At 69.4% G+C, this 15,174-nt stretch carries 13 protein-coding genes; 7 read left to right on the forward strand and 6 right to left on the reverse strand.

Annotated elements, in window-relative coordinates; genetic code table 11:
• Positions 1–63 precede the first annotated feature (63 nt).
• Positions 64–1,341, reverse strand: a complete 1,278-nt coding sequence (locus tag ABZW60_RS13210) for a substrate-binding domain-containing protein (protein ID WP_355476380.1) — start codon at positions 1,339–1,341, stop codon at positions 64–66.
• A 221-nt stretch (positions 1,342–1,562) separates the two neighbouring features.
• Between ABZW60_RS13210 and ABZW60_RS13215 the strand changes: the two genes are divergently transcribed.
• The 4 genes from ABZW60_RS13215 to ABZW60_RS13230 are packed head-to-tail and all read left to right on the forward strand — an operon-like array spanning position 1,563 to position 4,991.
• Positions 1,563–2,285, forward strand: a complete 723-nt coding sequence (locus ABZW60_RS13215; RefSeq protein WP_355476381.1) for an SDR family NAD(P)-dependent oxidoreductase — start codon at positions 1,563–1,565, stop codon at positions 2,283–2,285.
• Positions 2,258–3,025, forward strand: a complete 768-nt coding sequence (locus ABZW60_RS13220) for a FadR/GntR family transcriptional regulator (RefSeq protein ID WP_355476382.1) — start codon at positions 2,258–2,260, stop codon at positions 3,023–3,025. Before ABZW60_RS13215 ends, ABZW60_RS13220 begins: the two co-directional genes overlap by 28 nt.
• A complete protein-coding gene (gene dgoD, locus ABZW60_RS13225) occupies positions 3,022–4,167 on the forward strand; it encodes a galactonate dehydratase (RefSeq protein WP_355476384.1) in 1,146 nt (381 codons plus the stop codon). The genes ABZW60_RS13220 and dgoD overlap by 4 nt, the downstream gene beginning before the upstream one ends.
• The gene (locus tag ABZW60_RS13230; RefSeq protein ID WP_355476385.1) at positions 4,161–4,991 is read left to right on the forward strand and encodes a hypothetical protein; all 831 of its coding nucleotides are present in this window, start codon (positions 4,161–4,163) and stop codon (positions 4,989–4,991) included. Before dgoD ends, ABZW60_RS13230 begins: the two co-directional genes overlap by 7 nt.
• Before the next feature lie 2 nt (positions 4,992–4,993).
• Here the strand turns inward: ABZW60_RS13230 and ABZW60_RS13235 are convergent, their stop codons facing one another.
• Positions 4,994–6,790, reverse strand: coding sequence for a sialidase family protein (locus ABZW60_RS13235; RefSeq protein ID WP_355476386.1), 1,797 nt, complete (start codon positions 6,788–6,790; stop codon positions 4,994–4,996).
• Positions 6,791–6,917: 127 nt separating this feature from the next.
• On the opposite strand from ABZW60_RS13235, the gene ABZW60_RS13240 reads away from it, so the two are divergent.
• Both ABZW60_RS13240 and ABZW60_RS13245 read left to right on the forward strand, forming a co-directional pair.
• The gene (locus ABZW60_RS13240; RefSeq protein WP_355476388.1) at positions 6,918–7,538 is read left to right on the forward strand and encodes a bifunctional 4-hydroxy-2-oxoglutarate aldolase/2-dehydro-3-deoxy-phosphogluconate aldolase; all 621 of its coding nucleotides are present in this window, start codon (positions 6,918–6,920) and stop codon (positions 7,536–7,538) included.
• A 20-nt stretch (positions 7,539–7,558) separates the two neighbouring features.
• A complete protein-coding gene (locus tag ABZW60_RS13245) occupies positions 7,559–8,488 on the forward strand; it encodes a sugar kinase (protein ID WP_355476390.1) in 930 nt (309 codons plus the stop codon).
• Between the two features lie 103 nt (positions 8,489–8,591).
• Here the strand turns inward: ABZW60_RS13245 and ABZW60_RS13250 are convergent, their stop codons facing one another.
• On the reverse strand, positions 8,592–9,122 hold the full coding sequence (locus ABZW60_RS13250) for a helix-turn-helix domain-containing protein (protein ID WP_355476392.1): 531 nt from the start codon (positions 9,120–9,122) through the stop codon (positions 8,592–8,594).
• Between the two features lie 55 nt (positions 9,123–9,177).
• Here ABZW60_RS13250 and ABZW60_RS13255 point away from each other — a divergent pair, with 55 nt between their 5' ends.
• On the forward strand, positions 9,178–10,083 hold the full coding sequence (locus tag ABZW60_RS13255; protein ID WP_355476393.1) for an alpha/beta fold hydrolase: 906 nt from the start codon (positions 9,178–9,180) through the stop codon (positions 10,081–10,083).
• A gap of 45 nt (positions 10,084–10,128) precedes the next feature.
• On the opposite strand, the gene ABZW60_RS13260 is transcribed toward ABZW60_RS13255, so the two are convergent.
• From ABZW60_RS13260 to ABZW60_RS13270, 3 genes are all read right to left on the reverse strand, one after another.
• Entirely contained in the window at positions 10,129–11,589 is a 1,461-nt protein-coding gene (locus ABZW60_RS13260; protein WP_355476395.1) for an ATP-binding protein, read from the reverse strand.
• Entirely contained in the window at positions 11,589–13,250 is a 1,662-nt protein-coding gene (locus tag ABZW60_RS13265; protein ID WP_355476397.1) for an FAD-dependent oxidoreductase, read from the reverse strand. Before ABZW60_RS13265 ends, ABZW60_RS13260 begins: the two co-directional genes overlap by 1 nt.
• 103 nt (positions 13,251–13,353) lie before the next feature.
• Positions 13,354–15,111: a glycoside hydrolase family 18 protein gene (locus tag ABZW60_RS13270; RefSeq protein ID WP_355476399.1), complete on the reverse strand. Its 1,758-nt coding sequence runs from the start codon at positions 15,109–15,111 to the stop codon at positions 13,354–13,356.
• Between the last annotated feature and the right edge of the window lie 63 nt (positions 15,112–15,174).

The raw sequence follows: 15,174 nt of genomic DNA on the forward strand, positions 1-15,174 counted from the left end.
TACGACGCGACCCGGCAGCCGGACCGTTCCCGGTCCGGCTCCGCGGCTCCACAGCTGTAGCCGTCACGCCTTGAAGACCTTCTCGGCCGCCGCCTGCCAGTCCTTGAGGATCTGGTCGATCTGGTCCGGCTTGTCGAGGAACTTGGTGAGCGCGGCGTCGGCGGTCGGCTGCAGGGCGTCGCTCGAGTCGCGGTTGAAGAACTGGGTGATCTCGGCGGCGCCCTCGATCATCGCCTTGCCCTTGGTGACCAGCGGGGTGTCGGCGGCCTTGCCGTCCGGGTTCGCGGGGATGACCGTGCCGGACGAGTTCTGCACGTAGATCTCCTGCGCCTCGGCGGTCGCCAGCCAGGTCATGAACTTCTTCACCGAGTCCGGGTCCTGCACCTTCTTCGAGGCGAAGTACCCGTCGGTCGGCGCCTCCTCGGCCACCGGCACGGCGGGATCGATGATCGGGAACTGGAAGAAGTCGATGTCGTCGAGCGCGTCCTTCGGCGCCGAGTCGGCGAAGAACGTGCCGATCAGGAACATCCCGGTCTTCCCCGCGAGCAGCGCCGAGGTCGCTTCCTGGAACGGGAACGACTTGCCCTTCGGGTCGAAGTACGGCAGCACCTCGCGCCACTTGGTGAAGACCGCCTTCACCTTCGGGTCGGTGAAGTTCCCCTCGCCGGCCAGCAGTTGCCGGTGGAACGGCGCGCCGTTGATCCGGATGTTCAGGTAGTCGAACCACGCCGACGCGACCCACGGGGTGTCGCCGAGCCCGATCCCGATCGGCGGCACGCCCTTGCCCTGGATGGTCTTGCACACCGCGACGAACTCGTCCCAGGTCTTCGGCGGCGTCACGCCCCACTTGGCGAAGTTCGACTTGCGGTAGAACATGCCCCACCAGTAGTAGCTGGTCGGCACGAAGATCTTCTGCCCGGCGCTGCTCGTCGACAGCGTCTGCATCGCCTTCGAGTAGTTGCCCATCGAGTCCCACACGCTCGAGACGTCGAGCAGCAGGTCCTTCTTCGCGTACGAGTCCGCGACCGACCCGGCGTACCAGGTGTAGACGTCCGGCGGGTTCGACGAGGTCAGGTAGGTCGGCAGCTGGGTCCGGAAGATCTCCGCGGCGACGGTGTTCAGCTTGACCTGCGACCCGCCGGTCTTGTTGTACGCGGCAACGAGTTTCTCCATCGCGGCCTTGGCCTGCTCGCTGGAGAGGTTCGACTGCAGCGCAACCTCACCGGTCGCGGCGCTGCCACTGCCGGGACTCTTCGTCGACGTCGCGCACCCGGGTACCAGGGTGGCCGCGCCGAGCAGCCCGAGTCCCTTGAGGAATGTCCGTCGATCCGCTGCCAGCATGTCCTGACTCCTGAGATCTGCCCGCCCGGCCGATGCCAGGTCGGGTGAGTGGTGTGTTGCGGACGATCTTGCGGCGGCGCGTCGCAGGTGTCAATATTAATTCGTAAATTACGAGCAAATCGCTTGACGTGACACGGCCGTCACGATCAACTGATGCCTCGTTCATCGTTGGAAGCGGCCTGCCTCCGTGCTTGGGTAGGAGCGGATCGAAGGAGGCGCGGGTGCGGCTGGCTGGGCGGGTGATCGTGGTGACCGGGGCCGCGTCGGGGATCGGCGCGGCGTGCGCCGAACGGGCGCTGACCGAGGGCGCGCAGGTGGTGCAGGTCGACATCCGTCCCTGCAAGGACGTGCCGGGCAAGGCGATCAGCGTGGTCGGTGACGTGTCGTCGCCGGACACCTGGGCGGAGGTCCGGTCCCGCGGCCGCGACGAGCTCGGCCCGATCGACGGGCTCGTCAGCAACGCGGTCGTCGTCGACGTGAAGCCGGCGCACGAACTGTCGCCGCCGTCCTGGCAGCGGCAGCTCGACGTCAACCTGACGGCCGCGTTCCTCGGCTTCCAGGCGTTGTACGACGACCTTGTCGCGGGTGCGGGCTCCGTCGTACTGGTGTCGTCGGTGCACGCACTGGCCGGCCTGCCGGGCCATCCGGCGTACGCCGCGACCAAGGGCGCACTCGTCTCGCTCGGACGCCAGCTCGCCGTCGAGTACGGCCGCTCGATCCGGGTGAACACCGTCCTGCCGGGGCCGATCGTGACCGCGATGTGGGACCGGGTCGACGCCGAAGGCCGGGAGCGCAGCGCGCAGGCGACCGCGCTCAAGCGGCTCGGGCAGCCGGACGAGGTGGCCCAGGCGGTGGCGTTCCTGTTGTCGCACGAGGCGTCGTACGTGACTGCCGCCGGCCTGGTGGTCGACGGTGGATGGTCCGCAACGAAGGACTCGGCGTGAGGGAGAGCAGGGTGACGGGGATTCAGCGTGGGGTACCGCGAGGACTGCACGGGCAGATCGTGGAGGTGATGGCGCAGCGCATCCTGTCCGGGCAGATCCCGGAAGGAGCGACGATCAACGTCACCGAACTGCAGTCCGACCTCGGCGTCAGCCTGACCGCCGTGCGCGAGGCCCTGAAGGTGCTGACCGCCAAGGGCCTGGTGGACGCGCGGCAGAAACGCGGGACGTTCGTCCGGCCGCGCTCGGACTGGAACCTGCTCGACGCGGACATGATCCGCTGGCACTTCAGCGACGCCGACGCGCGACCTGAACTGCTCGAGGAACTGCACGAGGTCCGCGGCATCGTCGAGCCGGCCGCCGCCCGGCTGGCCGCGCTCCGCTCCGACGACTCGCACCTGACCGCCCTCGACGAGGCGCTCGCGGCGATGGAGTCGGCGACCGACGACCTCGCGGCGGTGACGGCCGACCTCGCGTTCCACCGGGCGTTGCTCGCGGCGACCGGCAACGAACTGCTGACGAAGATGGAAGTGATCATGGAGACCGGGCTCGCCGATCGCGACCGGCTGGTGCACAAGGTGAAGCCGTCGGACGACCCGGTGCCGAGCCACCGGCGCGTCGTCGACGCGGTCCGCGCGCACGACCCCGAGGGCGCCGAGCTCGCGATGCGCGAGCTGCTCGCCAAGGCGGCCGAGGACCTCACCGAGGTCCGCGGCTCGACACGCACCCGGCGGCGCCGGTGAAGATCGAGAGGATCGAGACGTTCCTCGTCCCGCCGCGCTGGCTGTTCTGCCGGATCGAGACCAGCGACGGCATCGTCGGGTGGGGCGAACCGGTCGTCGAAGGACGCGCCGAGGTCGTCCGGGCCGCGATCGACGTCCTCGCGGAGTACCTGATCGGCCAGGACCCGTTGCAGATCGAGCGGCACTGGCAGGTGCTGACCAAGGGCGGCTTCTACCGCGGCGGACCGGTGCTGAGCAGCGCGGTCGCCGGCCTGGACCACGCGCTCTGGGACATCGCCGGCAAGGTGTACGGCGCTCCGGTCGCGGCGCTCCTCGGCGGACGGGTCCGGGACCGGGCGCGCGTCTACGCCTGGGTCGGCGGTGACGAGCCGTCGGCGATCGCCGAGTCCGTCGCCGAGCAGGTCGAGGCCGGGATGACCGCGGTGAAGATGAACGCCAGCGGGCAGATCCAGGCGTCGCCGTCGGTTGCCGAGGTCAACGAGATCGTCACCAGGCTGGCCGCCGCCCGCGCGGTGCTCGGCGACTCCCGCGACGTCGCGATCGATCTGCACGGACGGGTCGGCGTGGCCGCGGCGCGGCGGATCCTGCACGCGGTCGAGGACCTGCAGCCGATGTTCGTCGAGGAGCCGGTGCTGCCGGAGCAGATGGCCCACCTGCCGGAGGTCGTCGCGACGTCGACCGTGCCGGTGGCCCTGGGCGAGCGCCTGTACCACCGGGCCGACTTCATGGCCCCGCTGACCGCGGGCGTCGCGGTCGTGCAACCCGACGTCTCGCACGCCGGCGGGATCTCCGAGCTGCGACGGATCGCCGTCCTCGCGGACGCGCACGGGGCGATGCTGGCGCCGCACTGCCCGCTCGGACCGATCTCGCTGGCGGCGTCGTTGCAGGTCTCGTTCGCCACGCCGAACTTCCTGATCCAGGAGCAGAGCCGCGGCATCCACTACAACGTGACGAGCGACCTCACGTCGTACGTCGTCGATCCGGCGCCGTTCACCTGGGTCGACGGCCACGCGGAGTGGAATCCCCTGCCCGGCCTGGGAATCACGGTCGACGAGGACGCCGTCCGTGCCGCGGACCGGACCGGGCACGCGTGGCGCAATCCGGTGTGGACGCACGACGACGGATCGTTCGCCGAATGGTGACGCCGCCGCCGGAGCGTCCGGCATCCCAGACCTCGGCCGGCCGCGCGGTCACGGTCGATCCGGCCGATGGCGGCCGCTGGACGTCGCTCCAACTCGCCGGACGCGAGTGGTTGTGGGCCGGCCCCGGCCTGATCACCGGTTCCCGTGCCGGCCTCGCCACCTTCATCGACGCCGGCGGCCTCGACGAGTGCTTCCCGACCGTCCGCGGCGCTCCCGACCACGGCGGCCTCTGGAACCAGCCCTGGGACGGCACCGTCGAGTACGACGGCGCGATCCTGACCCGCGCCTTCACCTCCGGCACGGACACGGTCACCGTCGACTATCACCTCGAGGCAGCCCCGGGGTACCGGTTCGTCTGGGCCGCCCACGCGTTGCTCGACTGCGCCGCGGGTGCGGTCGTCTCCGCGGTGCCCGGGACTTCCTGCAGGCTCTTTCCCGAGTCGGCCGCTCTGCTGCCTTGGGCCTGGCCGGACACCGCTCCATGGGTCACGGCCATCTGGCCCACACCGTTGGAGCTGTCGACGTACGGAGCATCGGACGGCACCGCCGTCGGAGCGGTCCTCGTGGACTGCCCGGCGGTCTCGGTCCACGATCGCGGCGCCGAGCTCACTCTGACCTTGAGTTGCCCTGGGCAACCAGTCTCTACCGCGCTGTGGCGTAACCAGGGCGGCTTCCCCGAGGATGCGCCGTACCGGAGTCTGGGGGTCGAGCCGATGCTCGGCCGCGTCTTCGACCTGGCGACCGCCGGTCCAGGCGACGCGGCCGTGGTCCCGGAAAGTGGTGAACTGACCTGGCGGTTGACGATCTCCGCCAGGCCGGTGTGATGTCATCCCAGCGGCAGATCGAGGACTGCGTCGGGCACGGTCGTGCTGTTGCTGGTGCGGATGCTGTTGAGCTCGGTCGCGGTCAGAGCGCGTTTGTAGATGCGGACCTCGTCGAGCGAGCCGTCGAAGTGGTGTGCTCCGTCGAGCCGCTGCCCGACGTACATCTTGAACGGACGGCCGGGGCTGACCGAGCCGGTCGGCGCCGTGATGCTCGCGGCCTGGGCGCCGTCGACCCAGATCGACAGCGTGCCGGCCTTGCGCTGCAGGGCGACGTGATGCCAGGCGTTGTCGTTGTACGCCTTGGTCGTCTGGACCGCGGCTGTGGTGCCGCCGGTGGTGATCAGGCCGCGGATCCGGCTGTCCGCGGGTTCGGCGCGCAGCCAGAACTGCGAGAACTCGTTGATCCCGTAGGCCCAGAAGATCGCCTGGTCCGCTGTGCTCGCGCCGTACTTGATCCAGGCCATCGCGGTGAAGTCCCCCGCGTCGGTCGCCAGCGACTCGGCGAACGGCAGCTGGATCGCGTCGTCGACGCCGTCGAGGTCCCTGGCCTGCCCGAACTTCCCGGTCACGGCCGTGGTGCCGCCCCGCAGGTAACTGTCGTTGCCGTAGCCCGAGACATCCGGCGTCGTCGGACCGAGCGGCGCGTCCGGGAGACCGATGTCGCTCTCGGTGAAGCGCGCGAAGCGGATCTGGTCACGCGCGTCGACCGAACCGCCTTCGTACAGCAGACCGATCTCGCCGGTGTCGAGGATCGCCAGGTCCGAGTATCCGGACCAGTCGCTGGTGATTCTCGTGCCCTCGGCAACGGTCTGCCAGGTCTTGCCCTCGTCGAAGCTCGACCGGATCGTCAGGTACCGCCGCCGGTCAGGGTCGGCCGGCGCGGCGAACAGGATGCGGTTGTACTTGTCGCCCCGGTCGACCGCTTTGAGGCGCTGCAGCGACCCTTGGACGACCGGCGTCGTCAGGCCGGCGATCGTGGCGAACGGCGCGGAAAACGTTTGACCGCCGTCGTTGCTCACCGCCGCCATCCGGCTCGCGCCCGACGTACCGGCGTTGTTGCGCGCACCGGCGTACACACCGCCGTCGACCTTCTCGACGACACTGATCTCCTGCGGCGTCGCGTCCGACCTCAGATCGGTCGCGCCCTTGTGCCAGGTCACGCCGTGGTCGTCGCTGTACACGAGCTGGCCCGCGTTCTTCCCGGCGCCGTTGTCGTAGTTGGTGCCGGCGACGAGCCGGCCGGCGTGGGCGCCGCGGGTCAGCTGGATGCCGTGTACCGGGCCGGTCGCGTACCAGCCCCAGGCCGGGTCGTCGATCTGGTCGCCGATGTTCTGCGCCTTGCTCCACGTCTTCCCGTCGTCGTCACTGACCTGGACGTACGGCGTGCGCGGGCGGGTCGTCGTCCCGGGGTCCATCGTGCTCAGCAGCACGATCCGGCCGGTCTCGTAGTCGACGATCGGGGCCGGATTGCCCCGGGTGGCGACCGCGTTCGGGTCGGTGTCGGTGCCGGACAGGACCGTCTGGGTCGCCGACCAGGTGCGGCCGTCGTCCTCGGACCGGCGCATCACCAGGTCGATCTCCTGGGAGTCCGCGCACCACGCGCGGCGGGCCTCGGCGAACGCGAGCAGCGTGCCGGCCTTGGTCTTCACGATCGCGGGGATGCGGTAGCAGCCGTACCCGGCGTCCCCCTTGTTGAACAGCACGGCCTGGGTGACGGCTGCCCGGGCGGGCGGTGCCGGGGCGGCGAGGGCGAGGGCGGCCAGGGCGAGCGCCGCGACGAGGGCTGTGAGCTTAGGCATGAGCGGATGCCTCCAGAAAGTAAACAACGGGGCGGTTGTTCACTTCGAAATTTAGCCACACATTCGGCGTCCACGCCAGAGCTCATGGGACGTCCTATGTCCGCGCTGATCACATAGGTTGGAGAATATGGACCTGCTGGGAGAACTCCGGAGCCGGAAACTGCTCGCGATCGTCCGCGCCGACGGGGCGGAGACCGCGCTCGCCTGCGTCCAGACCCTCGTCGAGGCCGGCGTCACCGCGCTCGAGGTCTCGCTCACCACGCCGGGCGGGGTCGAGGCGATCGCCACGGCGCGGTCGCAGTACGACCCGGACATCCTGATCGGCGCGGGCACCGTCGTCACCCCCGAGCAGGCCGACCAGGTCGCCGCCGCGCGGGCCGACTTCACCGTCACGCCCGCGATCACGCGCGGCGCACACCGCTCGGTCGAGCTCGGTCTGCCGCTGCTGTGCGGGGCGCTGACACCTACCGAGGTCGTCGCCGCGCTGGACCTCGGCGCGACAGCGGTCAAGATCTTCCCGGCCAAGGTGTACGGCCCCGGTTACTTCACGGAACTCCGCGCTCCGCTTCCCGACGCGCCGCTGATCGCCGTGGGCGGTGTTGACGCGCAGTCGGCGCCGAAGTACCTGGCCGCCGGAGCGCTCGCGGTGGGCGTCGGATCCCCCCTGCTCGGCGACGCGGGCACCGGCGGCTCGCTGTCGGAGCTGTCGATCCGCGCCAGCAGGTTCCGTACCGAACTCAACGTCTGACCACCGCGGGGAGAGCCACCATGACCGATCTGCTGACGCTCGGCGAGACGATGGTCTCGGTGCGGACCGCGCGCCCGATGCGGCTCGGCGGGGACGCGCACCTGTCGATCGCCGGCTCCGAGAGCAACGTGGCGATCGGTGTCGCGCGCCTCGGGCACGACGTCACCTGGCTGAGCGCCGTGGGCAACGACGAGCCGGGGCGGCTGATCCAGCGCACCCTCCGCGCCGAGAACGTCGGCACCAGGATCCGGTTCTCCGACGAGGCGTTCACCGGGTTCATCGCGTTCGACCAGCCGTCGCACGACATCACCCGCGTCAGCTACCACCGCCGCGGCTCGGCCGCCTCCACGCTGACCCCCGCCGAGGTCACCGAGGCGATCACCGCCCTGTCCCCGACTCTCCTCCACGTCACAGGCATCACGCCCGCCCTCTCCGACACAGCCCGCGCCGCGACTCTCGCGGCCGTGCGCACCGCAGCCGCGGCAGGCATCCGGGTCTCGCTGGACGTGAACTACCGAGCCCGCCTGTGGTCCCGCTCCTCAGCGGCCACCGCCCTACGCGAACTCCTCCCCCATATCCACACAGTCTTCGCCTCCGACGACGAACTCGACCTCCTCACGGACACCGAAGACCCGGTCGCCGACCTGCTGAACACTGTCGAAACCGTCGTAGTGACGGCCGGCGGCAAAGGCGCATGGTCCCACACAGCCGATGGCACCATCCACAGCCCGGCGCTTCCGGTGACCGTCGTCGACAGCATCGGCGCCGGTGACGCATTCGTCTCCGGCTACCTCTCAGCGACCCTCGACAACCTCTCCCCCGAAGCCCGCCTCACCCGCGCCACCACCTCCGGCGCCTTCTGCGTCACGGCCTACGGCGACTGGGAATCCCTCCCCACCCGCGAAGACCTCACCCTCCTGACCCACACCCAAGGCACCGCCCTCCGCTGACGAGCGGCCGGACGCTGCCAGCTTGTTGGTCGCTGGCGGCTTGTTTGACGACTGCCGGGTTGCAACCTGCCAGCGGTCACATATCCCGCCATCCGCATGCTGGTTAGGGGTCCTCGGCGGGGAACAAGATGGGGCTCAGGAGGTAGCGGGTGCGGGTGGGGGTTGCTTCGTTCGAGAGGACCGGGAGGATCGCAGCACGCAGGCCCTCGATCAGGGTGTGTAGCTCGGTCTCGGTCAGCCAGATGCCGTGCTGGCGGTAGCCGACCAGGTCCGCGATCGGGTCGGCCCCGTCGCGTCCGAGGTACGCGTCGAACTCCGCGACCAGCGCCGCCATCGCCGCGGCGAACCCGCGCCGGTGGTCCTCGGCCGTCAGCTGCTCCAACTGCTCAGGTGTGATCGAGGCTCGCTCCTGCCGCAACCGGAACCGCCGCTCGACGGCGCCCCGCACCCGGCGCTCCTCCGCGACCTCGAGGATCCCGCCGTCAGCGAGCAGCTCGACATGGCGGTACAACGTCGCCTTCGACACGTCCGCGATCCGCTCACCGAGCTCGCCGGTCGTCAGCGCGCGCCCGCCCCGCAGCGCATGCACGATCCGCAACCGCACCGGATGTCCCAGCAGCTCCAACGGGTCCATGGCGCAACGATCTCACACCGTGCTACCTTTCTCAATCATTGAGAAAGGTTCGCCGATGACTCCCTGGACACCCCCGCCGTACGCCGATCCGACGACATTCACCGAGCACGACATCACCCTCGACGCGGCCGCCCTCCCGGTCCCCGGCACCCTCTCCCTGCCGAACTCTGAGCATCGCGTCGGCGTCGTCCTGCTCACCGGCGGCGGCCCGTTCGACCGTGACGAGACCAGCGGGCCGAACAAGCCGATGAAGGACCTCGCCTGGGGCCTCGCCACGCGGAGCATCGCCGTCCTGCGCTTCGACAAGCCGACCGCGAACCGGCCCGAGGCCATGGCCGAGCCCGGCTACACGATGACTGCGGAGTACGTCCCGCACGGCATCGCCGCGGTCCGCGCACTCGCCGACCACGTCGACCAGGTATTCCTCGTGGGCCACAGCATGGGCGGGAAGATCGCCCCGAAGATCGCCGCCGAGGAACCGCTGGCCGCCGGTCTGGTGATCATGGCCGGCGACACCCAGCCGATGCACCACGCCTGCGTCCGCGTGGTCCGCTATCTCGCCGACGCGGGCGACGTCCCGCCAGAGACCGTCGAGGTCTTCCAGCGCCAGGCAGCCGTCGTCGACAGCCCCGATCTCTCCGTCGACACCCCGTCGACCGACCTGCCCCTCGGCGCACCGGCGTCGTTCTGGCTGGACCAGCGGACGTACGATCCGGTCGCCACGGCCGCGAAGCTGGATCTGCCGATCCTCGTTCTGCAGGGCGGGCGCGACTACCAGGTCACCGTCGCCGACGATCTCCCGGCCTGGCGCGACGGCCTGCCCGACGCCACGATCACGGTGCTGGACGCCGACAACCATCTGTTCTTCGCCGGCACCGGTCCGTCGACCATGGCCGACTACCGGACGCCCGGGCATCTCGACCCGGACGCGGTCTCCGCCATTGCCGACTGGTTGCCCTAAGCAACGCCGCTCCCCACCGCGGGGGCAGTGGGGAGCGGCACGCGTTCAGGACAGCAGGGCCGGGTCCGACTCGAGTTCTCGTTCGGGCTCCAGTGGGAGCACGATCTTGAAGACCGTGTGGCCCGGCTCGGACTCCACTCGCAGGTCGCCGTGGTGCTTCTTGACGACGATCCGCCAGGAGATGTCGAGGCCGAGACCGGTGCCCTCGCCGATCGGCTTCGTGGTGAAGAACGGCTCGAAGATGCGGCGCCGGATCTCCTCCGGGATGCCCGGTCCGGTGTCGCCGATCTCGACGACCGCGTACCCGCCGTCGCGGCGGGTGCGCAGCGTCAGTGTCCCGGATCCGCCCATCGCGCTCACCGCGTTGTCGATGATGTTGGTCCACACCTGGTTGAGCTCGGCGGCGTACGCCGGGATCGCCGGCAGCTCGGGATCGAAGTCCTTGACCACCTCGTACCCCTGGAGCTTGCCCGACATCATCACCAGCGTCGACTTCAGCAACTCGCGCAGGTCGACGGTCTGGTACGGCGCGCGGTCGATCTGCGAGTACTGCTTGGCGGCGCCGACCAGCGTCGAGATCCGGGTGACCGAGTCGTCGATCTCGTTCATCAGCGACTCGGTGTCGATCGTGTACATCAACCAGCGCACCGCGCCCTCGAGGTACTTCGGCCCGACCACCTCGAGCACGTTCTCCATCCAGGGCACGTCGAGCCCGGCCGACGCGAGCACCGGCGCCACGTCCCAGCTCGCCTGCACGTCGTGGTCGTCGAGCCAGTCGGTGAGAGCGTCCTCGCGGTCGGACAACTCCATCGGCGGGATGTCCTTGTCCTTGGTCTTGTCCAGCCGCTCGACCGCGTCGTCCTGGAGCGCGACGATCTGGTGCAGCTTGGTCGCGTCCAGGGTGCCGTCGGCAAGCATCGCGAGCTTCGACCGCATCCCGGACACGCGCTGCCGCAGGGTCGCGGCCGCCCGGACCGCCGCGGCGGCCGGGTTGTTCAGCTCGTGCGTCAGGCCGGCCGACAGCGAGCCGAGGGCGAGCAGCCGCTCCCGCTCACCGAGCGTCTCGTTGGTCCGCCGCATGCCCATCACGAAGCCCTCGATGAGGTGCACCGCCATCGGGAACCAGGTGTTCATCATCGTCGCCATGGTCTCGGCGCTGATGACGTAGAACTCCGACGGCTCGGTGACCAGCATCGTCGCCGTGTACGACTTGTGGTCGGCGGCACCGAAGAACGCGTTGAACGCACCGGCGTACACGCCCCGCTGCCGGGTCCGGTTGATCTCCACGAGCTCGCCGTGCGACCGCTTGCAGAGCCGCAGCTCGCCCGAGAGCAGCACGTAGCAACAGGTCGCCTCGTCGCCCTCGTTGAACACGACCCCGTCGTGCACGTCCTCGACATGCCCGGCGTCGGACAGCCACTGGAGCTGCTCGTCGTCGAGACTCTCGAAGAGGAACAGCGTGCGCAGCTCGTCGGGCGTCAGCCGCTTCACAGCTTGGTCGGTCATCAGAGCATCTCCAGGTATCGGTGCACCAGTGTGACGGCCATCGCCCCGTCGCCGACCGCCGAGGCGACGCGCTTCACCGACTCGGCCCGCACGTCGCCCGCGGCGAACACGCCCGGCATGCTCGTCTCCAGGTGGTACGGCTCCCGCTCCAGCGGCCAGCCCGGCGGTCTGCCGTGCAGGTCCGGTCCGGTGAGCACGAAGCCCCGGTCGTCGCGGAGCACGTCACCGGGCAGCCAGTCCGTCCGCGGAGCCGCGCCGATGAACACGAACATCCATTCCGTGTCCACCTCGCGCTTCTCCCCGGTCTCGCTGTTCAGCAGGGTGAGGTGTTCCAGGTGCTCCGAGCCGATACAGGAAACGACCTGCGTGCAGGTGTGCACCTCGATGTTGTCGATCTGATCGATCTGGTCGATCAGGTACGACGACATCGTCGCGGTGAGCGATGGTCCTCTGACCAGCATATGCACGCGTTTCGCATGCCTGGAGAAATAGACCGCGGCCTGACCGGCGGAATTCGCCCCGCCGATGATGTAGACCTCGGCGCCGGCGCAGGCCGGTCCCTCGGTGGTCGCCGAGCCGTAGTAGATGCCGCGGCCGCACAGATCGTCGACGCCGGGCGCCTGGAGCGTCCGGTACGAGACTCCGGTCGCCAGGATCACCGAGTGCGCCGAGATCTCGCTGCCGTCGGCGAACCGCAGTTGCCGGGCGTTGCCGAGCGTCTCGAGCCCGACGACCTGCCGGGTCGTCAGCAGCTCGGCGCCGAACCGGACCGCCTGCCGCCGGGCCCGGTCGGTCAGCTGCGCGCCGGACACCCCGTCCGGGAAGCCCAGGTAGTTCTCGATGCGGCTCGACTGACCTGCCTGGCCGCCGGTTGCCAACTGCTCGACCAGCACGGTCCGCAGGCCCTCGCTGGCGCCGTACACCGCCGCGCCGAGGCCGGCCGGGCCGCCGCCGACCACGACGAGGTCGTAGAAGTCCTTCGCGGGCGCTGTCGACAGGCCGACCTTCTGGGCCAGCTCGGCCTCGGACGGCGCGACCATGACCGTGGCGTCGGGCGTGATCACCACCGGCAGCGTCGTCCCGTCGACGTCGGCCGCGTCGAGCAGCCGCTTGGCCTCGTCGTCGTCGACGTTCAGCCAGCGGTAGGGCACCGCGTTCCGGGCCAGGAAGTCGCGGGCCGCGAACGACGGCGCCGACCAGCGGTGACCGATCACCCGGGTCTCGTCGCCGGACGGCTCCGGGGTCGACCGCCACAGGTCGAGCATCGCGTCGACCACCGGATAGAGCTTCTCCTCCGGCGGGTTCCACGGCTTGAGCAGGTAGTGGTCGAGGTCGACCACGTTGATCGCCTGGATCGCGGCGTCGGTGTCGGCGTACGCCGTCAGCAGCACGCGGCGGGCCAGCGGGAACAGGTCCATCGCGGCCTCGAGGAACTCGATGCCCGACATCTGGGGCATCCGGTAGTCGGCCAGCAGCAGTGCCACGGGCTCACCCCGGAGCTTCAGCTCCTTCAGCGCGTCGAGCGCCTGCGCCGGGTTCTCCGCCCGGACGATGCGGTTCTCCTCGCCGTACCGACGGCGGAGGTCACGGGCGATCGACCGGGAAACCCCGGGATCGTCGTCCACGGTGAGGATCACCGAGCGGGTCGTAGACGCTGTCATGACTCCTTCATACCAGCGACAACGTACAAACCGGGATCGGTAATCCACAGGCCCGTGCCCGGTTCGCGAGGGGCTGATTCGCGAACCGGGCGCGAGGGGCGGCCTACGGGAGGGCGTCGAGGTACGGCGCGTGGCTGTTCCGGAACTCCCAGTTGTAGTAGTGGTCCCAGTTGACCGACCACGTCATCAGGCCGCGGAACCCGGGCGAAGTGCCGCCGCGGAGGCTGTAGCCGCCGCAGTTCTGGCCCTTCACCAAGCAGTCGAGCGCCGTGTGCACGGCTGCCGGGGCGGTGTAGCCGTTGCCCGCGCTGACCGCTGCCGGGAGCCCGAAACCGATCTGGTCGTCGCGCAGCCCGGGGAACGTCTGACCGGTGTTCGCCACCGGGAAGCCTGCCTTGACCATGTCGGTCATCGCGATGTGGAAGTCCGCGCCGCCCATGGTGTGGTACTGGTTGTCCAGCCCCATCACCGGACCGGAGTTGTAGTCCTGGACGTGCAGCACGGTCAGCGAGTCCCGCAGCGCGTGGATGACGGGCAGGTACGAACCGGTCCGGTTGTCGCCGCCGCTGGAGCCGCCGTAGAACTGGTATCCGACCTGCACGAAGAACGTCTCCGGCGCCATCGTCAGCACGAAGCCCGAGCCGTACTTCGCCTTCAGTGTCTTCAGCGCCGAGATCAGGTTCACGATCACCGGAGTGGTCGGGTTGCGGAAGTCGGTGTCGCCGGCGTTCAGGTAGAGCGAGTGCCCCTCGAAGTCGATGTCGAGCCCGTCCAGGCCGTAGCGGTCGATGATCGCGCTGACCGAGCTGACGAACGCGTCCCGGGCCGTGATGGTGGTCAGTTGGACCTGCCCGTTGGCCCCGCCGATGGAGATCAGCACCTTCTTACCGGCGGCCTGCTTGGCCTTGATGGCTGCCGCGAAGTCCGCGTCGCTCTCCACGTTCGGGCACTCGCTGGCCGGACACCTGGTGAACCGGATGTCACCTGAGGTCACACTCGTGGGCTCACCGAAGGCCAGGTTGATGATGTCCCACTCGTCCGGCACGTCGGCCATCCGTACGTACCCGGACCCGTTGGCGAAGCTCGCATGCAGGTAGCCGATGAGCGCGTGCTTCGCCAGCCCGGCGCTCGTGCACCCGGCCGTCCTACCCGTCACAACCGCCGACTTGGCCGACTCTCCGGCGCTGTTGTACGCCGTGACGCTGTAAGAGTGACTGCTACACGACTGCAGCCCGCTGACGGTAGCGGCCGTTCCAGAACCGGTCTGCACGACTGATGTGCCTTCATAGATGCGGTATCCGGTGACAGTGCCCGTCGAGGCCGGCCAGCTCAGTGAGATGGATGAGTTGGTCGAACTGGTGACCGCCGGCGTCCCAGGGCTGCTCGGAGCACCCGGCGTACCACCCGGACCGTCCAGGGCGAAGTCGTCAGCCTGGTACGCCGGCTGGCCGTACCAGCCGTGCACATAGATCTGTGCGGACGTCTGACTCGCTCCCGTGGTGAACGACAGGCTCAGCTGGGTGAAGTTGGCCGCAGATGGCGTCCAGGTGGACGAGCCACCCGTGACCCCCAGGTACACGTACGAGCCACGCACCCAGGCCGACAGCGTGTACGCCGTGTTCGGCTGCACCGCCACGGTCTGGCTGCACTGGGCATAGTCCGAGTTCGTCACGGCACCGTTCAGAGCGTGCGTGCCCGTGCGCACCGGCGTACTCACAACCGAGCCACCCGAGCAGGACCAGCCATCCAGCGAGCCGGACTCGAACCCGGGATTGCTCAGAACGTTAGCCGCCTGCGCAGGCTGCGCCGACACGGCAAGGCCGGCCACCAGGACCCCGAGAACCACCGCAAGCCATCGCATAGCCATTTAGTAGAGACGTTCCATAACTGCTGGTCAATGCGCCACGGGAGGCGGTTATCCGAC

The organism is Kribbella sp. NPDC003557, from assembly GCF_040610805.1.
Classification (GTDB): Bacteria; Actinomycetota; Actinomycetes; order Propionibacteriales; family Kribbellaceae; genus Kribbella.

Coding starts and splice junctions, on each gene's coding strand:
- ABZW60_RS13210 (WP_355476380.1), bottom strand. CDS start 1,341: ATGCTGGCAGCGGATCGACGGACATTCCTCAAGGGACTCGGGCTGCTC.
- ABZW60_RS13220 (WP_355476382.1), top strand. CDS start 2,258: ATGGTCCGCAACGAAGGACTCGGCGTGAGGGAGAGCAGGGTGACGGGG.
- ABZW60_RS13230 (WP_355476385.1), top strand. CDS start 4,161: ATGGTGACGCCGCCGCCGGAGCGTCCGGCATCCCAGACCTCGGCCGGC.
- ABZW60_RS13235 (WP_355476386.1), bottom strand. CDS start 6,790: ATGCCTAAGCTCACAGCCCTCGTCGCGGCGCTCGCCCTGGCCGCCCTC.
- ABZW60_RS13240 (WP_355476388.1), top strand. CDS start 6,918: ATGGACCTGCTGGGAGAACTCCGGAGCCGGAAACTGCTCGCGATCGTC.
- ABZW60_RS13245 (WP_355476390.1), top strand. CDS start 7,559: ATGACCGATCTGCTGACGCTCGGCGAGACGATGGTCTCGGTGCGGACC.
- ABZW60_RS13250 (WP_355476392.1), bottom strand. CDS start 9,122: ATGGACCCGTTGGAGCTGCTGGGACATCCGGTGCGGTTGCGGATCGTG.
- ABZW60_RS13255 (WP_355476393.1), top strand. CDS start 9,178: ATGACTCCCTGGACACCCCCGCCGTACGCCGATCCGACGACATTCACC.
- ABZW60_RS13260 (WP_355476395.1), bottom strand. CDS start 11,589: ATGACCGACCAAGCTGTGAAGCGGCTGACGCCCGACGAGCTGCGCACG.
- ABZW60_RS13265 (WP_355476397.1), bottom strand. CDS start 13,250: ATGACAGCGTCTACGACCCGCTCGGTGATCCTCACCGTGGACGACGAT.
- ABZW60_RS13270 (WP_355476399.1), bottom strand. CDS start 15,111: ATGCGATGGCTTGCGGTGGTTCTCGGGGTCCTGGTGGCCGGCCTTGCC.